An 18,481-nucleotide genomic window follows, 5' to 3' on the forward strand; every position below is an offset into this window, starting at 1 on the left:
TGACGTCCTTTTACAGGTTGAGTGTCAGGCTGACCGTGAAATTGCGCGGCTCGCCGGGGTTGACCCAGTAGTTGCTGTACGAGCGCTCGTAGTATTTTTCGTCGAACAGGTTGTTCAGGTTCAGGCCGAGAGTGACGGTATCGCTGGCCTTGTAATGGGTCAGCAGGTCGACGGTGTGATAGGCCGGCAGCTCGAAATCGCTGCCGGACTCACCTGAGCGATCACCGACGTAGGTGAACGCCGCGCCGATATCCGAGCCGCGCAAGCGGCTGTCCTGAAACTCGTAGACACCCAGCAGGCTGCCGCTGCGTTTGGCCACCCCGAGGATGCGGCTACCGGCAGGAATCGCGGCATCACCCTTGGTGACTTCGGCGTCGATCCAGGCGAATGCGCCGATCACCCTGACGGCGTCGGTGACTTGCCCGGTGACTTGCAGATCGAAACCCCGGCTGCGGGCCTTGCCCATGGCGCGGCTGGTGTCGGTGCCCGGGTCGAGGGCGAGGACGTTTTCCTTGTCGATATGGAAGAAGGCGAGGGTGCTGCTTAACCGTTCATCGAACAGTTCGTTCTTGATGCCGATTTCGTAACCCACGCCTTCTTCCGGATCGAAGGATTTGCCAGCCGCATCGAGGCCGTTGTTCGGTTTGAATGAGGTCGAGGCGTTGGCGAACAGGCCGGTGTCCGGTGTCAGTTGATAGAGCAGGCCGGCACGTTGGGTGAGCGCGTCGTGAGTCTGACGGCTGGTGGTGTTGCGGCTGTGGTCATCGATGTTTTGGTCGAAATGCTCGAAGCGCGCACCGATCATCCCGCGCAGTTTTTCGCTGAAGACGATTTGATCCTGCAGGTTCAGCGCATGGCTTTCGACGTGTTCGAAAAAGTCTGTGCCGGAGCGTGCGCCGTTGGGTTTGGGCTGGCCGTACACCGGGTTATAGATATCGATGGCGTAAGGCCCGCCGGCGATGGTGGTGACGCGCTCGTTCTTGCGGAAGTTCTCGTACTCGCTGCCGATCAGCAGTTCGTGCTGCCAGGTACCGAGGTCGAACAGGCCGCGCAGTTCCAGCTGGGTGATGCTGTCGTGCCAGTTGGTATCGCGCTCGCGATAGCGGCGGTTGATTGTGTGGCCATCGGCATTCAAAGGACGGTTTTCGGAGGCGAATCCCCACAGTTTGCCTTCCTTGTAATGGCTGGCCAGGCGCAGTTTCCAGGCATCGTTGAGGTGGTGCTCAAGCGTGGCTTGCAGTCTGTTGTTGTGGTTGTCGATGTTGCCGTCGTTCGGTTCGCCCAGGAATGTCGAGCGCGAGACGCCGCTCCATTTATTGTTTGGCGCAACGATGCCGCGGTCGAAAGTCGAGCTATGACGCACGAATTCGCTCTCCACCAGCAGGCTGGTGTCCGGGTTCAACTGCCAACTGAAAGAGGGGGCGACGAAGACGCGTTTGCTGTCGACGTGATCGCGAAAGCTGTTGTTGTCCTCGACCGCGAGGTTGATTCGCGACAGCACATCACCCTGATCATCCAGCGGCGTGTTGACGTCCAGCGCGGTGCGATAACGATCCCAACTGCCGGCACTGGTTTGCAGGGTAGTGAAAGCTTCGGGCTGCGGTTTCTTGGTGACGATGTTCACCGTGCCACCCGGATCGCCTCGGCCGTACAGGCTGGCGGCCGGTCCTTTGAGCACTTCGATGCGCTCGATGTTGGCGGCGTCGGGTGTGCTCGGGTAACCACGGTTGGCGCTGAAGCCGTCCTGGTAAAACTCGGAGGTGGTGAAGCCGCGCACGCTGTATTCGTAAAGCGTCAGGCCGCCGAAGTTGTTTTGTTTTGAAACGCCACCGGCGAAATCCAGCGCGCGTTCGACGCTGGTGCTGCCCAGATCCTTGAGTACGCTGGCGGGCACCACGCTGATGGCCTGCGGAATATCGCGGATTGCGGTGTCGGTTTTGGTGGCGCTGGACGAGCGGGTAGCGCGGTAGCCTTTGACCGGACCGGTAGGGGATTCGTAATCGGAGGTGACGCTGATGGCGTCGAGTTCGAGCGTTTGCGGTTCATCGGCAAACGCGGGATCGCCAAGCAGGCCAAGGGTCAGGCCGAGGAGGGAGGCCTTTTTTCGAGACGACATGTTATGTTGTTCCAATGTGTTAATTGAAACAATATAACATGCCTGTTGAGAATGTCTGTTATTCGCGCCAATGACGCGAACAAAGGCTTACTCTTCTTTTTCCTTCACCGGCGCTGGCGGCGGACGCAAGCCGATTTCAGCGGTCAGCTTCAACTCCTTGCCATTGCGCATCACCTGAATCGTGACCTTGTCGGTCGGCTTGATCCGCGCCACCTGGTTCATCGATTTGCGGCCATCACCGGCCGGTTCGCCGTCAATGCTCAGGATCACGTCACCCAGTTGCAGGCCGGCCTTCTGGGCCGGGCCGTCGCGGAAAATCCCCGCCACCACGATTCCCGGACGTCCGGACAGGCCAAACGATTCGGCCAGTTCCTGAGTCAGCGGTTGCACTTCAATGCCCAGCCAGCCGCGAATGACCTGACCGTGCTCGATGATCGACTTCATCACTTCCATAGCCAGTTTCACCGGAATCGCGAAGCCGATGCCTTGCGAGCCGCCGGACTTGGAGAAAATCGCGGTGTTGATGCCGGTGAGGTTGCCGTTGGCGTCGACCAGCGCACCGCCGGAGTTGCCCGGGTTGATCGCCGCGTCGGTCTGGATGAAGTCTTCGTAGTTGTTCAGCCCCAGTTGGTTGCGGCCGGTGGCGCTGATGATGCCCATGGTCACGGTCTGGCCGACGCCGAACGGGTTGCCGATGGCCAGTGCGACGTCGCCGATGCGGATGTTGTCGGAACGGCCGACGGTGATCGAAGGCAGGGTTTTCAGGTCGATCTTCAGGACTGCGAGGTCGGTTTCCGGGTCGCTGCCGATCACTCGGGCCAGGGTTTCGCGACCGTCCTTGAGCGCCACGACGATCTGGTCGGCGCCGCTGGTGACGTGGTTGTTGGTCAGGATGTAGCCTTCCGGGCTCATGATCACGCCGGAGCCGAGGCTCGATTCCATGCGCTTCTGCTTCGGCGAGTTGTCACCGAAGAAGCGGCGGAACTGCGGGTCTTCGAACAGCGGATGGCTTGGTTTATTGATGACTTTGGTGGTGTAGAGGTTCACCACCGACGGCGCGGCGATGCTCACCGCGTCGGCATAGGACACCGGCCCCTGCTGCACGCTGGTGGTCTGCGGGGCCTGTTGCAGGTTGACGTCGAGGCTCGGAAGCCCGACCCACTGCGGGTAACGCTGAATAATCAACAGAGCGATAAGCACGCCGGCCAACAGCGGCCAGCCGAAAAAACGCAGCGCCTTGAGCATTAAGCACGTCCTGGAAAAGTTGCAGGCGGGGTCAGACCGCCCATAATGTCGCGCATTATACGAGGCCGCGCGTGCCTCTGAACGGGATATTTAGGAGTCTTTCATGGCCGTCGCCCTGAGCACCCTGGTCGAAGAAGCCGACCGTTACCTCGGCAGTGCGAAAATTGCCGATTATTGCCCCAACGGCCTGCAGGTCGAAGGCCGTCCGCAGGTGATGCGCATCGTCAGCGGCGTCACCGCCAGCCAGGCGCTGCTCGATGCCGCTGTCGAGGCCGAAGCCGATCTGGTGCTGGTGCATCACGGTTATTTCTGGAAGGGCGAGAACCCGTGCATCACCGGCATGAAGCAGCGCCGTCTGAAGACGCTGCTCAAGCACGATATCAGTCTGCTCGGTTATCACCTGCCGCTGGATCTGCACCCGGACGTCGGCAACAACGTGCAACTGGCCCGTCAGCTGGAAATCACCGTCGAAGGGCCGCTGGATCCGGACAATCTTAAGATTGTCGGTCTGGTCGGTTCGCTGAGCGAGCCGATGACCCCGCGTGACTTCGCCCGCAAAGTGCAGGAAGTCATGGGCCGCGAGCCACTGCTGGTCGAAGGCAGCGCGATGATCCGCCGGGTCGGCTGGTGCACCGGTGGCGGTCAGGGTTACATCGACAACGCCATCGCCGCCGGCGTCGATCTGTTCCTCAGCGGCGAAGCCTCCGAGCAGACGTTCCACAGCGCCCGTGAAAACGACATCAGCTTCATCGCCGCCGGCCACCACGCCACCGAACGCTATGGCGTACAGGCGCTGGGCGACTATCTGGCGAAGCGTTTTGCCCTTGAGCACATCTTCATCGACTGCCCGAATCCGATCTGACTTTTGCCTGAAAGCACCCGAACGGGCGGGCATATTCATATACCCTTTCGATCTAGTTGGCGTCCTGATTAGAAGAGGTCGCTGTGCTAGGATTCCTCGCTCGAACACGGCCCGCTGGCCGTTCATAAGAAAGCTTTCGTGAGTAGCCATGGTCGACAAACTGACGCATCTGAAACAGCTGGAGGCGGAAAGCATCCACATCATCCGCGAGGTGGCCGCCGAGTTCGACAACCCGGTGATGCTGTACTCCATCGGTAAAGACTCCGCCGTGATGCTGCATCTGGCACGCAAGGCGTTCTTCCCGGGCAAACTGCCGTTTCCGGTGATGCACGTCGACACCCGCTGGAAATTCCAGGAGATGTACAAGTTCCGCGACAAGATGGTCGAAGAACTGGGCCTGGACCTGATCACCCACGTCAACCCGGATGGCGTTGCGCAGGGCATCAACCCGTTCACCCACGGCAGCGCCAAGCACACCGACATCATGAAAACCGAGGGCCTGAAGCAGGCGCTCGACAAGCATGGTTTCGACGCCGCTTTCGGCGGTGCCCGTCGCGATGAAGAGAAGTCCCGCGCCAAGGAGCGCGTCTACTCGTTCCGTGACAGCAAACACCGCTGGGACCCGAAGAACCAGCGTCCGGAGCTGTGGAACGTCTACAACGGCAAGGTCAACAAGGGCGAATCCATTCGTGTGTTCCCGTTGTCGAACTGGACCGAGCTGGACATCTGGCAGTACATCTACCTCGAAGGCATCCCGATCGTACCGCTGTACTTCGCGGCTGAACGCGAAGTGATCGAGAAGAACGGCACGCTGATCATGATCGACGACGAGCGCATCCTCGAGCACCTGTCCGACGAGGACAAGGCGCGCATCGTCAAAAAGAAAGTGCGTTTCCGTACCCTTGGCTGCTACCCGTTGACGGGCGCGGTGGAGTCCGAGGCCGAAAGCCTGACGGACATCATTCAGGAAATGCTCCTGACGCGAACTTCCGAGCGCCAGGGCCGGGTCATCGACCACGATGGCGCAGGCTCGATGGAAGACAAGAAACGTCAGGGTTATTTCTAAGGGGTTGTCATGTCGCACGCATCTGATTTGATCAGCGAGGACATCCTCGCCTACCTGGGCCAGCACGAACGTAAAGAGCTGCTGCGCTTTTTGACCTGCGGTAACGTCGATGACGGCAAGAGCACCCTGATCGGGCGCCTGCTGCACGACTCAAAGATGATCTACGAAGATCACCTCGAAGCCATCACCCGCGATTCGAAGAAAGTCGGCACCACCGGTGACGACATCGACCTGGCATTGCTGGTCGACGGCCTGCAGGCCGAGCGCGAGCAGGGCATCACCATCGATGTCGCCTACCGCTATTTCTCCACCGCCAAGCGCAAATTCATCATCGCCGACACCCCCGGCCATGAGCAGTACACCCGCAACATGGCCACCGGTGCGTCCACCTGTGACCTGGCGATCATCCTGGTCGACGCCCGTTACGGCGTGCAGACCCAGACCCGCCGCCACAGCTTTATCGCATCCCTGCTGGGCATCAAGCACATCGTTGTCGCCATCAACAAGATGGACCTCAAAGGCTTCGATCAGGGCGTGTTCGAGTCGATCAAGGCCGACTACCTGAAGTTCGCCGAAGGCTTGAAGATGAAGCCGACGAGCATGCACTTCGTGCCGATGTCCGCTCTGAAGGGCGACAACGTGGTGAACAAGTCCGAGCGCTCGCCGTGGTACACCGGCCAGTCGCTGATGGAAATTCTCGAGACCGTGGAAGTGGCGGGCGATCGCAACTTCACCGATCTGCGTTTCCCGGTGCAGTACGTCAACCGTCCGAACCTGAATTTCCGCGGTTTCGCCGGCACCCTGGCCAGCGGCATCGTCAAGAAGGGCGACGAAGTCGTGGTCCTGCCGTCGGGCAAGAGCAGCCGCGTGAAATCCATCGTCACTTTCGAAGGTGAGCTGGAACACGCAGGCCCGGGTCAGGCGGTAACGCTGACCATGGAAGACGAAATCGACATCTCCCGTGGCGACCTGCTGGTCCATGCCGACAACGTTCCGCCAGTGACCGACAGCTTCGAAGCGATGCTGGTGTGGATGGCTGAAGAGCCGATGCTGCCGGGCAAGAAATACGACATCAAGCGCGCCACCAGTTACGTGCCGGGCTCGATTGCCAGCATCGTCAACAAGGTCGACGTCAACACCCTCGAAGAAGGCCCGGCGAGCGCGTTGCAGCTCAACGAAATCGGCAAGGTGAAGATCGCGCTCGACGCGCCGATCGCCCTCGACGGTTACGACAGCAACCGCACCACTGGCGCGTTCATCGTCATTGACCGTTTGACCAACGGCACCGTCGGCGCCGGCATGATCGTCGCTCAGCCGGTGACCCACGGTACGGCTACGCATCACGGCAAACTGGCCCATGTAGCGACCGAAGAGCGCGCTCAGCGTTTCGGTCAGCAACCGGCTACCGTGCTGTTCAGCGGCCTGTCCGGCGCGGGCAAGAGCACCTTGGCGTATGCAGTCGAGCGCAAGCTGTTCGATCTGGGGCGTGCGGTGTTTGTGCTGGATGGTCAGAATTTGCGTCATGACCTCAACAAGGGGCTGCCGCAGGATCGCGCGGGTCGCACCGAGAACTGGCGTCGTGCCGCGCATGTGGCGCGTCAGTTCAACGAGGCGGGTCTGCTGACGCTTGCGGCGTTTGTGGCGCCGAGTGCTGAAGGTCGTGAGCAGGCGAAGGATCTGATTGGCAAGGAGCGTTTGCTGACGGTTTATGTTCAGGCTTCGCCGACTGTTTGCGCCGAGCGTGATCCGCAAGGGTTGTATGCTGCGGGTGGCGATAACATTCCGGGTGAGTCGTTCCCGTATGACGTGCCGCTGGATGCTGATCTGGTGATTGATACCCAGTCGTTGTCGCTGGATGAAAGTGTGAAGCAGGTGTTGGATCTGTTGCGTAAGCGTGGCGCGATTTAAGCGTTAGCTGCGAATGAAAAAGCCCGCCGATGAGTGATTATCGGCGGTTTTTTTTTGAGTTGTTTGGGGTGAATATCCGTTTCTGCGGGTGTTGCTGCTGGCGGTTCCGCTCTTACAGCGGGTCACTTTTTCAAACGCCAAAAAGTAACCAAAAGGCTGGGCCCCGGCGTTCGGCACCTCGCTTTGGCTCGGTGTTCCTTCGTTCCGGGATTCATCCGGGGGCATCGCCTACGGTTTGCTTCGCTGCACCTCCTCTCGATGCATGCGGCTTCGCCGCACGGTCGCTGCGCTCCCACCCCCGGATAAATCCCTCCACTCAGCCGGCCGAAGGGGCCGGCACGTCAAGAGCGGTACTCGAGCTAACGCTCATTGTGTTGAGTGGTGAAGAGCAGGTGCGGGAAGGGGGGCTTTGCTCTTCCGGGGGAGCACCTGACAGCCAACCACCGTCAGGCGCTCCCACACGGAAGATCAGCGTCGGTTGGGATATTCGCGGTGCATCTGCTCGAGCAGCGCATCCTTGTCTTGCCACAGCTGGTTGATCCAGCCCTGGAATTGCAGGCGGTATTCGCCGTTCTGGTCGTAGTTTTTGCCGATGAACTGCGGCGGGATTTTCAGTTCTTCGAAGTGCACTACTACGTCTCGGACGTTGCCGCACAGCAGGTCCCAGAAGCCAGGGCGTCCGCCGGGGTAGTGGATGGTGACGTTGACGATCGATTCCAGCTGTTCGCCCATCGCATCCAGTACGAAGGCAATGCCGCCGGCCTTGGGCTTGAGCAGGTATTTGAACGGTGATTGCTGCTGCGCGTGTTTGCCTTCGGTGAAGCGTGTGCCTTCGACGAAGTTGAAGATGCCTACCGGGTTGTCGCGGAATTTCGCGCAGGTCTTGCGGGTGGTTTCGAGGTCTTTGCCTTTCTTTTCCGGGTGTTTTTCCAGATAGGCTTTTGAATAGCGTTTCATGAACGGGAAGCCCAGGGTCCACCACGCCAGGCCGATGACTGGCACCCAGATCAGTTCCTGTTTGAGGAAGAACTTCAGCGGCTGAATGCGTCGGTTGAGTACGTATTGCAGTACCAGAATGTCGACCCAGCTCTGGTGGTTGCTGGTGATCAGGTACGAGTGTTGATAGTCCAGGCCTTGCAGGCCGCTGAGGTGCCAGCGGGTGCGGCGGACCAGGTTCATCCAGCCTTTGTTGTTGCTGATCCAGGCTTCGTGGGTGTGGCTCATCAGCCAGCGCGAGGCGCGGCGTGCGAGGTCGAACGGCAGCACTTTAATCAGCGCCACAAGAAACAGGAACGAGCACAGCAGGATCGTGTTCAGCGCCAGCAGCAGCGCGGCGATCACGCCGCGCAGGGTGGCAGGGAGGAAAGCCAGCATCGGGTCAGATATCCAGAGGTCGGTTGGCAGCCTGAATCGCGGTCAGGGCGATGGTGTAGACGATGTCGTCGACCTGCGCGCCGCGCGGCAGATCGTTCACCGGTTTGCGCAGGCCTTGCAGCATCGGGCCGAGGCTGACGCAATCGGCGCTGCGCTGCACGGCTTTGTGGGTGGTGTTGCCGGTGTTGAGGTCGGGGAATACGAACACCGTGGCGCGACCGGCCACCTGGCTGTTCGGCGCCAGTTGCCGGGCGACGGTTTCGTTGGCGGCGGCGTCGTATTGCAACGGGCCGTCGATCAGTAGCGAGTGCTGTTGTTCGTGGGCGAGCAGGGTGGCTTCGCGGACTTTTTCGACTTCCTCGCCGGTGGCCGATTCGCCGCTGGAGTAGCTGATCATCGCCACGCGTGGGGTGATGCCGAATGCGGCGGCCGAGTCGGCGCTTTGCAGGGCGATCTCCGCCAGTTCGCTGGCGCTCGGGTGCGGGTTCATCACGCAGTCGCCGTAGACCAGTACTTCCTCGGGAAACAGCATGAAGAACACCGACGACACCAGCGTGCAGCCCGGCGCCGTCTTGATCAGCTGAAGCGCAGGGCGGATGGTGTTGGCGGTGGTGTTGATGATGCCGGAGACCAGACCGTCGACTTCATCCAGCGCCAGCATCATGGTGCCGATCACCACAGTGTCTTCCAGTTGCTGCTCGGCCATCGGCGCGTTGAGGCTTTTGCTCTTGCGCAGGGCGACCATCGGTTCGACGTAGCGTTCGCGGATCAGATCCGGATCGAGGATTTCCAGCCCCGGCGGCAGGACGATGCCCTGGGCACGGGCGACGGCTTCGACGTCTGCCGGTTTGGCCAGCAACACGCAACGGGCAATCCCGCGCTCCTGACAGATCGCCGCCGCTTGCACGGTGAACGGCTCGCTGCCTTCGGGCAGGACGATGCGTTTGTTGGCGGCCTGGGCGCGTTGAATCAATTGATAACGGAACACCGCCGGCGACAGGCGCATTTCCCGTGGCGTGCCGCAGCGCTGGTGCAGCCAGTTGGCATCCAGATGACTGGCGACGAAATCGGTGATGATCTCCGCGCGCTCGCGGTCGTCGACGGGAATTTCCTTGTTCAGGCCGTTGAGCAGGTTGGCGGTGTCGTAGGAGCCGGTGCTCACCGACAGCACCGGCAAGCCAGCCTGCAAGGCGCCACGGCACAGGTCCATGATGCGCGGATCGGGCAGCGTGTCGCTGGTCAGCAGCAGGCCGGCCAGCGGTACGCCGTTGATGGCCGCGAGGCTGACGGCGAGGATGATGTCGTCGCGATCGCCGGGGGTCACCACCAGCACGCCGGGCTTGAGCAGGTCCACGGTGTTGCGCATGGTGCGCGCGCAAATGATGGTCTTGGTCATGCGCCGGGTTTCGTAGTCGCCGGCGTTGAGCACCTGGGCGCCCATCAGGTCGGCGACGTCGCGGGTGCGCGGGGCGTTGAGTTCGGGCTGGAACGGAATGCAGCCGAGCAGGCGGAAATCACCGGTGCGCAGCAACGGCGAATGCTCTTTCAGGCGCGCGGCGAAGGCGTCCATGCTTTCGTCGGTCTTGACCTTGTTGAGGATCACGCCGAGGACTTTCGGGTCTTTCGGTCCGCCGAACAGTTGCGCCTGCAACTCGACGCGGCCGGACAGTTCGGTCAGCACTTCGTTTTCCGGGGCCGAGACCAGAATCACCTCGGCATCCAGGCTCTTGGCCAGGTGCAGATTGACCCGCGCGGCGTAGCTGGCGCTGCGGGTCGGCACCATGCCTTCGACGACCAGCACGTCTTTGCCGATGGCGGCCTGCTGGTAGAGGGTGATGATTTCTTCGAGCAACTCGTCGAGCTGACCATCGCCGAGCATCCGCTCGACGTGGGCCAGGCCCAAGGGTTGCGGCGGTTTCAGGCCGTGGGTGCGGGCCACCAGTTCGGTTGAACGCTCAGGGCCGGTGTCGCCCGGATGCGGCTGGGCAATCGGTTTGAAGAAGCCGACTTTCAGCCCGGCCCGCTCCAGCGTACGCACCAGCCCGAGGCTGATGGAGGTCAGACCCACACCAAAGTCGGTGGGCGCGATAAAAAAAGTTTGCATGCGGATTCTCTAAGGGTGCATGGCAATGGCGATCGTCTCTGTGTGCCGATCTGCCGAATTTCAGTCGTCAAGGTTATCGCTAACCGAGCCTTGAGCGCACCAACCGCAAGCAAAGGGTTGGCCTATTTTTTCAATACGTTGCGCAGCGTCCAGGACCCAGGCCCGGGACTGCCAGGGCGGGAGGTGGCGCAGGTGCTGGGTGTGGCCGCAGGACAGCTCGGCGACCCAGTGGCCGTCCTCGTCCTGATGGAATCCGGTGACGGTCACGGGCGCCAATCGATCCCGTCTGTCCGGGTTCTGTTCGCTTTCGGGCAAATCCTTGTTTAGACTTGTCCGTTCTTCATTCTTATGCAAAAGGTCTCGCCCCATGCTGATCGCCGCCAATAAGGCTGTCTCCATCGACTATACCCTGACCAACGACGCTGGTGAGGTCATCGACAGCTCCGCCGGCGGCGCTCCGCTGGTCTACCTGCATGGCGCAGGCAACATCATCCCGGGCCTGGAAAAAGCCCTGGAAGGTAAAGAAGTCGGCAACGAGCTGGACGTTTCCGTCGAGCCGGAAGATGCCTACGGCGAATACGCCGCTGAACTGGTCAGCACCCTGAGCCGCAGCATGTTCGAAGGCGTTGACGAGCTGGAAGTCGGCATGCAGTTCCACGCTTCGGCGCCGGATGGCCAGATGCAGATCGTCACCATCCGTGACCTGGACGGCGACGACGTCACTGTCGACGGCAACCACCCGCTGGCCGGTCAGCGCCTGAACTTCAAAGTGAAGGTCGTTGCCATCCGTGACGCCAGCCAGGAAGAAATCGCTCATGGTCACGTCCATGGCGAAGGTGGCCATCACCACTGATTTTCTGCGCTAAGCTTCGAGTACTGGAGAGGCGCCCGAGGGCGCCTTTTTAGTCCGCGGCTGTCCTTGGTGGCCTCGCCAAGTGGCTGTTTCGAGTAGAAAACGGGAATCTGGAGTTCGTCATGAGTGCTTTTCACGACCTTAAGTTGACAGCCCTGGATGGTCAGGAGCTACCGCTGGCACCCTTCAAGGGCCAAGTCGTGCTGGTGGTCAACGTCGCCTCCAAATGCGGCTTGACCCCACAGTACGCGGCGCTGGAAAACCTTTATCAGCAATACAAAGGCAAAGGCTTCAGTGTGCTGGGCCTGCCGTGCAACCAGTTTGCCGGTCAGGAACCGGGCAGTGAGCAGGAGATCCAGGAATTCTGCAGCCTCAACTATGGCGTGAGTTTTCCGTTGTCGAAAAAGCTCGAAGTCAACGGTCACGACCGTCATCAGCTCTACCGTCTGCTGGCGGGCGAGGGCGCGGAGTTTCCCGGTGACATCACCTGGAATTTCGAGAAATTCCTGCTCGGCAAGGACGGTCGGGTACTGGCCCGATTCTCGCCGCGCACGGCGCCGGATGATCCTTCGGTGATTACGGCGATTGAAAAAGCCCTGAGCTGAAACACAAAAATCGCAGCCTTCGAGCTGCGATTTTTTTCGCCTGCCTTTTGACCCTTAATCATTCAGATCAATAGTGCTATCACACGGTTGGAACTCTGCATATTATCGCCGTCATATGAATCCCATGCCCGTCGATCAATTTTTCGTGGAGCCTCCCATGCCCGTGCAAGCCCTGTTCAAACCGTTCCAGCTCGGTGCCCTCGAACTGCCGACCCGCGTGGTCATGGCGCCGATGACCCGTTCGTTTTCCCCGGGCGGCGTACCCAACTCCAAAGTGATCGAGTACTACCGTCGTCGCGCGGCGGCCGGTGTCGGCCTGATCATCACTGAAGGCACCACCGTTGGCCACCAGGCTTCCAATGGTTACCCGAACGTGCCGCACTTCTACGGTGAAGCGGCGTTGGCCGGCTGGAAGAAAGTCGTGGACGCGGTGCACGCAGAAGGCGGCAAGATCGTTCCGCAACTGTGGCACGTCGGCAACGTGCGCCGTCTGGGCACCGAGCCGGACGCGAGCGTGCCGGGTTACGGCCCGTCGGAAAAACTCAAGGACGGTCAGGTCGTGGTGCACGGCATGACCAAACAGGACATCCAGGACGTCATCGCGGCGTTTGCCCAAGCCGCCAAAGATGCCCAGAGCATCGGCATGGACGGCGTGGAAATCCATGGCGCTCACGGTTACCTGATCGACCAGTTCTTCTGGGAAGGCAGCAACCAGCGCACCGACGAATACGGTGGCAGCCTGGCCAACCGTTCGCGTTTCGCCATCGAGCTGATTCAGGCTGTGCGTGCGGCGGTGGGCGAAGGCTTCCCGATCATCTTCCGCTTCTCGCAGTGGAAACAGCAGGACTACACCGCGCGTCTGGTGCAAACCGCCGAAGCGCTGGGCGAATTTCTCAAGCCGTTGTCCGACGCTGGCGTGGACATTTTCCACTGCTCGACGCGCCGTTTCTGGGAGCCGGAATTCGACGGTTCCGACCTGAACCTGGCCGGCTGGACGCGCAAGCTGACCGGCAAACCGACCATTACCGTTGGTAGTGTCGGCCTCGACGGCGAGTTCCTGCAGTTCATGGTCAACACCGACAAGGTCGCGCAACCGGCCAGTCTGGAAAAACTGCTGGAGCGTCTGAACAACGACGAGTTCGATCTGGTGGCGGTGGGGCGTGCGCTGCTGGTCGATCCGGACTGGGCGCAGAAAGTGCGCGAAGGCCGCGAGCAGGACATTCTGCCCTTCAGCCGTGAGGCGTTGATGACGCTGGTTTGATCGCCGTGGGTGGCTTGTCGCGCAGGTCGCGGCAAGCCCCCAGCAAATGATTTTCAAACTGTTCGACGATAGCCGCCCAACCCTGGCGGCTGGCGTGTTGGCGTGCGTTCAGGCGTACGCAGCGCAACCTTTCGTCTTCTTCCAGCAGCCATGCCGCTGCCTCGCAGAACGCCTCTTCATCCCCGGGCATCGCCAGCACGCCGTTGTACCCATGGCGAATATGCTGGGCCGCAGCGGCCTGGTCGTAAGCCACCACCCCAAGGCCTGAGGCCAGCGCTTCGAGCACGACGTTGCCGAAGGTTTCGGTCAGACTCGGAAACAGAAACACATCCCCCGACGCATAGTGCGCCGCCAGTGCTTCGCCGCGTTGCGAGCCGCAGAAAATCGCCTCGGGCAGTTCCTTTTCCAGTGCCATTCGTTGCGGCCCGTCGCCGACCACGATCAACTTCAGGTTGCGCTGTGGATAAGTGCCGGCGAGCTTCTCGAAACTGCGCTTGAGCAGGCCGAGGTTCTTCTCCGGCGCCAGGCGTCCTACGTGAATGACTGCAATGTCCTGCTCGCCGAGACCCCATTGCTCACGCAAGGCGTTCAGGCGTTTGGCCGGGTGGAACAACTGACTGTCGACACCCCGCGACAGCAGCGCCAGGCGTTCGAAGTGCCGACGCTCCAGCTCCAGGCGTTGGCTGACGCTCGGCACCAGGGTCAGGGCCGAACGATTGTGAAACCAGCGCAGATAGTGGGTGAGCAAACGCGTCAGCAAACCCAGTCCGTACTGGTGGGTGTATTGCTGAAAATTGGTATGAAAGCCGCTGACCACGGCAATCCCCAGACGCCGTGCCGCGCGCAAAGCCGACAGCCCGAGCGGCCCTTCGGTGGCGATATAGAGTACGTCCGGGCGCTGGCGCGTCCAGCGCCGAAGCAACTTGTGCATCGACGACTGACCCCATTGCAACCCCGGATAACCTGGCAACGGCCAACCCCGGCACAACAGCAGCGAGTCGTCTTCAGTGCGCTGCGGATCGTCAGCCTGACGCGGTCGCACCAGTTCAACCCGATGCCCGCGTGCGCGCAAACCGTCGCACAAGCGGCCAAGGGTGTTGGCCACGCCGTTGATTTCCGGTGGGAAGGTTTCGCTGATGAGAGTGATATGTAGAGCTGTCGTCATGACCTCAGTGTCGGCTGAGGCCATGTCGTGGTTGTGACGTTCGGATGATGGATTTGTGACGCGGCCTCAGTGTTGGGTCACCAGATTCTCGGCCCCGCGCTCACGCACCCAGAACAGCGTCGCGCCAGCCACGGCGGCCGGCATCATCAGGATGTTGACCACCGGAATCAGCAACACCAGATAAACGATCCCGCCAAAGCTCATGCTCTGCCAGCGCTTCTGGCGCAGCCAGGCGAGCATCTCGTTCCAGCCCAGCTTGTGGTTGTCCGCCGGGTAGTCGATGTACTGGATCGCCATCATCCACACCCCGAACAGCAGCCACAGCGGCGCGGCGACGATGTTCACCACCGGGATGAACGAGAGAATGAACAGGCCGATCGCCCGGGGCAGGAAATAACCGAGCTTGCGCATTTCCCGGGCCAGGGTGCGCGGGATCATGGCGATCAGTTCGCCCCAGCTGAAGGCCGGAAAGTCGTCGGTGCCGCGCACCACCACTTCAACCTTTTCCGCGAGGAAACCGTTGAACGGCGCGGCGATCACGTTGGCCAGCATGGTGAAGGTGAAGAACACCATCAACGCCACCAGCACCACGAACAGCGGCCACAGGACGTAGCTGAGAAAACTCAGCCATTCGGGCAGCGACGGCATCAGCGTGTCGACCCACAGGCTGAACTGGTGGCCGGCCAGATAGATCAATCCGACGAACAGCACCAGGTTGATGGCCAGCGGCAGCAGCACGAACAGGCGCAGGCCAGGGCTCAAGACCAATTTGAGGCCTTCGCGCAGGTATTGCGGGCCGGACAGAACAGGGGCGGGCATAAGGTGCTCCGAGCAAGGGAAAACGCGCCGACCTTACCGACTTTGCAGAACCTGTGAAAGCGCGGCAGCGGGATCGACATTCACTGTAACAAAGACGTCCATCTCGTCAGTGTGTCGGCATAGAGACCACCTATGAGCTGGATTGTTAAACCGTATTTCCTTAATCTTGCCCCCCTCGATACGCTGCACCCAACTTTTTACAGGACTGTCGAGCTCACGCCTTCCCCAAGGTTATCCACAGTCCTTTTTTATTCCCGCCGGCAGTCCGGCGTCCGGCCAGGTGTCTTGGCCGGTCAACAGGAGCAGGTTCATGTCTGAAGTCCGTCATTCGCGAGTGATCATCCTCGGTTCCGGCCCTGCCGGTTACAGCGCTGCCGTCTACGCTGCCCGTGCCAACCTCAAGCCGCTGCTGATCACCGGCATGCAGGCCGGCGGTCAACTGACCACCACCACCGAAGTCGACAACTGGCCGGGCGACGTCCACGGTCTGACCGGCCCGGTGCTGATGGAGCGCATGCGCGAGCACGCCGAGCGTTTTGAAACCGAGATCGTGTTCGATCACATCAACGCTGTGGACTTCGCTTCCAAGCCATACAGCCTGACCGGCGACAGCGGCACCTACACCTGCGACGCGCTGATCATCGCCACCGGCGCCAGCGCTCGTTACCTGGGCCTGCCGTCGGAAGAAGCGTTCATGGGCAAAGGCGTTTCGGCCTGCGCGACCTGCGACGGTTTCTTCTATCGCAACAAGCCGGTGGCTGTGGTCGGTGGCGGCAACACCGCTGTCGAAGAAGCGCTGTACCTGGCCAACATCGCCAGCAAGGTCACCCTGATCCACCGTCGCGAAACCTTCCGCGCCGAGAAGATCCTGATCGACAAGCTCAACGCCCGTGTGGCCGAAGGCAAGATCGAACTGAAACTGAACGCGACCCTGGACGAAGTGCTGGGCGACAACATGGGCGTGACCGGTGCGCGTCTGAAGAACAACGATGGCAGCTTCGACGAAATCAAGGTCGACGGCGTGTTCATCGCGATCGGCCACACCCCGAACACCTCGCTGTTCGAAGGTCAGCTGGAGCTGAAGGACGGCTACCTCGTGGTTCAGGGCGGCCGTGAAGGCAACGCCACCGCGACCAGCGTCGAAGGCATCTTCGCCGCCGGCGACGTGGCCGACCACGTTTACCGTCAGGCTATCACCTCGGCCGGCGCCGGTTGTATGGCGGCACTGGACACCGAGCGTTACCTGGACGATCTGCAGAACGTTTCGTTCTAAGATTGCAGGTACAAAAAAACCGGCCAATTGGCCGGTTTTTTCATGCCCGTTATTCACAGCCACCACGACGGTGATCGTTCCCACGCTCTGCGTGGGAATGCCTCATCTGGACGCTCTGCGTCCTTGGGACGCGGAGCGTCCCCGGCTGCATTCCCACGCGGAGCGTGGGAACGATCTGACGTGAAGAATCAGCGGCGGGTCAGCGGTTGCGCTTCGAATTTCACGCCTGCCAGACCGTGTTGGATCAGCGCACGGATATTGCCGTGATCGCTGCCTTCAGGGGTTGCCACGACCGAGCGGTAGTGTTCGCCGAACGCCAGCAGCGCTTCTTCATCGCTCAAGCCTTCCAGCAGCGCCAGACCCAGGGTCTTGCACGAACCTTCGTTCTGCCCGGCCGCGTTTTCCACGCCGCCGTTGTTGAACGCCTGAGGCTGGTAGTCGTAACCGGCGGCGATGAAGGACAGGGTGTCGGCAAAAACGTGTTCGCCGCTCTTGAGGCTGGCGCGCAGGGTGTTCAGATCACTCATTGGGTTTTCCTTTGGCGAACGCCGCTTGTTGTTCGGCGCTGGCTTCTTGCTGATATTGGGCTTTCCAGTCGGCGTACGGCATGCCGTAAACCACTTCACGGGCATCGTCGAGGCTGACCTCGATCTGGCGCTCGTCGGCCTCGGCCTTGTACCACTTGGACAGGCAGTTGCGGCAGAACCCGGCGAGGTTCATCAGGTCGATGTTCTGCACGTCCTTGCGGCTGTCCAGGTGGGCGACCAGCCGGCGGAAGGCGGCGGCTTCGAGTTCGAGGCGTTGTTGCTCGGTCATGATGGGCTCTGTGCAGTCAAATCGTGGCGCGGATGATAAAAGTCTGACGCCCGGAGCGCCAGACACGTTCAGCGGCTGGCGGCGAGGGTGATCGACACCGACTCGGCAAAACGCAAGGCATGCGGCTTGTCGACTTCGACTTCGGCGTACAGCACCGATTCGTTGGCCATCACCAGATCCAGCAACTCCTGGGTCAGGCGTTCGAGCAGCGCAAAACGGTTGCCTTCCACATGGGCGATGATCGCCTTGGTGATGGTGCGGTAGTTCAGCGCGTGGTCGATGTCGTTGTCACGCACCGCTTCCTGCGCGGCGTACAGGATGGTCAGGTTGATCAGCACATCCTGCTTGTTGAGGATTTCGTCCTCGTTGATCCCGATAAAGGTGCGCAGGCGCAGATCCTTGACCCGGATGCGCGCCATTCCCGGTTGAAGTTGTGGCATTTACTTGCTCCGTCCAATCAATTGCAGGAACTCCTGGCGGGTGTTGCTCGACTCGCGGAAGGCGCCGAGCATGACCGAGGTGTTCATGGTCGAATTCTGTTTCTCGACACCGCGCATCATCATGCACATGTGTCGGGCTTCGATGACCACCGCGACACCGGCGGCATCGGTGACTTGCTGGACCGCCTCGGCGATCTGGCGGGTAAGGTTTTCCTGGATCTGCAGGCGGCGGGCGAACATGTCCACCAGTCGTGCGATCTTTGACAACCCCAGCACCTTGCCCGTCGGAATATAAGCCACATGGGCCTTGCCGATGAAGGGCAGCAGGTGATGTTCGCACAACGAGTACAGCTCGATGTCGGCGACGATGATCATCTCGTCGGTGTCGGAGGCAAACAGCGCGCCATTGACGATCTCGTCGACGCTCTGTTCGTAGCCGTGACACAGATACTGCATGGCCTTCGCCGCCCGCACCGGCGTGTCGAGCAGTCCTTCGCGGTCGGGGTTTTCACCGAGACCGATCAGGATCTCGCGGTAATTCTCGGGCAGGGAACGGGTCATGGAGCATCCTCGC

18 protein-coding genes are annotated in these 18,481 nt (G+C 60.9%); 7 read left to right on the forward strand and 11 right to left on the reverse strand.

Annotated features, from left to right (window positions below):
- Window positions 1–10 precede the first annotated feature (10 nt).
- Complete coding sequence (locus ABTV87_RS04500) at window positions 11–2,116, reverse strand: TonB-dependent siderophore receptor (protein WP_433899049.1); 2,106 nt, start codon at window positions 2,114–2,116, stop codon at window positions 11–13.
- Window positions 2,117–2,203: 87 nt separating this feature from the next.
- Window positions 2,204–3,361: a Do family serine endopeptidase AlgW gene (gene algW / locus ABTV87_RS04505; protein ID WP_085608084.1), complete on the reverse strand. Its 1,158-nt coding sequence runs from the start codon at window positions 3,359–3,361 to the stop codon at window positions 2,204–2,206.
- Between the two features lie 103 nt (window positions 3,362–3,464).
- On the opposite strand from algW, the gene ABTV87_RS04510 reads away from it, so the two are divergent.
- The 3 genes from ABTV87_RS04510 (at window position 3,465) to cysN (ending at window position 7,197) form a co-directional block, all read left to right on the forward strand.
- Window positions 3,465–4,223 (forward strand): Nif3-like dinuclear metal center hexameric protein, encoded by a 759-nt coding sequence (locus ABTV87_RS04510; RefSeq protein WP_085608085.1) that lies wholly within the window; start codon window positions 3,465–3,467, stop codon window positions 4,221–4,223.
- 148 nt (window positions 4,224–4,371) lie between these two features.
- Window positions 4,372–5,289 carry a sulfate adenylyltransferase subunit CysD gene (gene cysD, locus ABTV87_RS04515; RefSeq protein WP_007953546.1) on the forward strand — a complete coding sequence of 306 codons (918 nt, stop codon included), beginning with the start codon at window positions 4,372–4,374 and terminating at the stop codon, window positions 5,287–5,289.
- A gap of 9 nt (window positions 5,290–5,298) precedes the next feature.
- Window positions 5,299–7,197 carry a sulfate adenylyltransferase subunit CysN gene (gene cysN / locus ABTV87_RS04520; RefSeq protein WP_085666894.1) on the forward strand — a complete coding sequence of 633 codons (1,899 nt, stop codon included), beginning with the start codon at window positions 5,299–5,301 and terminating at the stop codon, window positions 7,195–7,197.
- 468 nt (window positions 7,198–7,665) lie between these two features.
- On the opposite strand, the gene ABTV87_RS04525 is transcribed toward cysN, so the two are convergent.
- The 3 genes from ABTV87_RS04525 to ABTV87_RS04535 are packed head-to-tail and all read right to left on the reverse strand — an operon-like array spanning window position 7,666 to window position 11,044.
- Complete coding sequence (locus ABTV87_RS04525) at window positions 7,666–8,571, reverse strand: acyltransferase (protein WP_433899050.1); 906 nt, start codon at window positions 8,569–8,571, stop codon at window positions 7,666–7,668.
- Between the two features lie 4 nt (window positions 8,572–8,575).
- Window positions 8,576–10,675 (reverse strand): phosphate acetyltransferase, encoded by a 2,100-nt coding sequence (gene pta, locus ABTV87_RS04530; RefSeq protein ID WP_007959085.1) that lies wholly within the window; start codon window positions 10,673–10,675, stop codon window positions 8,576–8,578.
- A gap of 60 nt (window positions 10,676–10,735) precedes the next feature.
- Window positions 10,736–11,044, reverse strand: coding sequence for a DUF3565 domain-containing protein (locus ABTV87_RS04535; RefSeq protein ID WP_085608179.1), 309 nt, complete (start codon window positions 11,042–11,044; stop codon window positions 10,736–10,738).
- Here ABTV87_RS04535 and ABTV87_RS04540 point away from each other — a divergent pair.
- From ABTV87_RS04540 to ABTV87_RS04550, 3 genes are all read left to right on the forward strand, one after another.
- Window positions 11,043–11,528, forward strand: coding sequence for an FKBP-type peptidyl-prolyl cis-trans isomerase (locus ABTV87_RS04540; RefSeq protein WP_007959084.1), 486 nt, complete (start codon window positions 11,043–11,045; stop codon window positions 11,526–11,528). The two genes, ABTV87_RS04535 and ABTV87_RS04540, sit on opposite strands and share 2 nt — an antisense overlap.
- A gap of 122 nt (window positions 11,529–11,650) precedes the next feature.
- Window positions 11,651–12,133 carry a glutathione peroxidase gene (locus ABTV87_RS04545; protein WP_007959082.1) on the forward strand — a complete coding sequence of 161 codons (483 nt, stop codon included), beginning with the start codon at window positions 11,651–11,653 and terminating at the stop codon, window positions 12,131–12,133.
- A gap of 157 nt (window positions 12,134–12,290) precedes the next feature.
- A complete protein-coding gene (locus ABTV87_RS04550) occupies window positions 12,291–13,394 on the forward strand; it encodes an NADH:flavin oxidoreductase (RefSeq protein ID WP_064600676.1) in 1,104 nt (367 codons plus the stop codon).
- Here ABTV87_RS04550 and ABTV87_RS04555 read toward each other — a convergent pair.
- Together ABTV87_RS04555 and cysZ are read right to left on the reverse strand one after the other, a co-directional pair.
- Window positions 13,363–14,583: a glycosyltransferase family 4 protein gene (locus ABTV87_RS04555; protein WP_207985052.1), complete on the reverse strand. Its 1,221-nt coding sequence runs from the start codon at window positions 14,581–14,583 to the stop codon at window positions 13,363–13,365. The two genes, ABTV87_RS04550 and ABTV87_RS04555, sit on opposite strands and share 32 nt — an antisense overlap.
- Window positions 14,584–14,625: 42 nt before the next feature.
- Window positions 14,626–15,378 carry a sulfate transporter CysZ gene (cysZ, locus tag ABTV87_RS04560; protein ID WP_221533403.1) on the reverse strand — a complete coding sequence of 251 codons (753 nt, stop codon included), beginning with the start codon at window positions 15,376–15,378 and terminating at the stop codon, window positions 14,626–14,628.
- A gap of 310 nt (window positions 15,379–15,688) precedes the next feature.
- Between cysZ and trxB the strand changes: the two genes are divergently transcribed.
- Entirely contained in the window at window positions 15,689–16,651 is a 963-nt protein-coding gene (gene trxB / locus ABTV87_RS04565; protein WP_007957204.1) for a thioredoxin-disulfide reductase, read from the forward strand.
- Between the two features lie 188 nt (window positions 16,652–16,839).
- Here the strand turns inward: trxB and ABTV87_RS04570 are convergent, their stop codons facing one another.
- The 4 genes from ABTV87_RS04570 to folE form a co-directional block, all read right to left on the reverse strand.
- Window positions 16,840–17,178: a HopJ type III effector protein gene (locus ABTV87_RS04570; RefSeq protein WP_011332495.1), complete on the reverse strand. Its 339-nt coding sequence runs from the start codon at window positions 17,176–17,178 to the stop codon at window positions 16,840–16,842.
- Window positions 17,171–17,467 carry a DUF1244 domain-containing protein gene (locus ABTV87_RS04575; RefSeq protein ID WP_085608092.1) on the reverse strand — a complete coding sequence of 99 codons (297 nt, stop codon included), beginning with the start codon at window positions 17,465–17,467 and terminating at the stop codon, window positions 17,171–17,173. Before ABTV87_RS04575 ends, ABTV87_RS04570 begins: the two co-directional genes overlap by 8 nt.
- Window positions 17,468–17,535: 68 nt before the next feature.
- Window positions 17,536–17,907 (reverse strand): dihydroneopterin triphosphate 2'-epimerase, encoded by a 372-nt coding sequence (folX, locus tag ABTV87_RS04580; RefSeq protein WP_007957207.1) that lies wholly within the window; start codon window positions 17,905–17,907, stop codon window positions 17,536–17,538.
- Entirely contained in the window at window positions 17,908–18,468 is a 561-nt protein-coding gene (gene folE, locus ABTV87_RS04585; protein WP_007957209.1) for a GTP cyclohydrolase I FolE, read from the reverse strand.
- Between the last annotated feature and the right edge of the window lie 13 nt (window positions 18,469–18,481).

Source organism: Pseudomonas sp. PSE1(2024) (assembly GCF_050990555.1).
GTDB classification, from domain to species: Bacteria; Pseudomonadota; Gammaproteobacteria; order Pseudomonadales; family Pseudomonadaceae; genus Aquipseudomonas; species Aquipseudomonas aphyarum.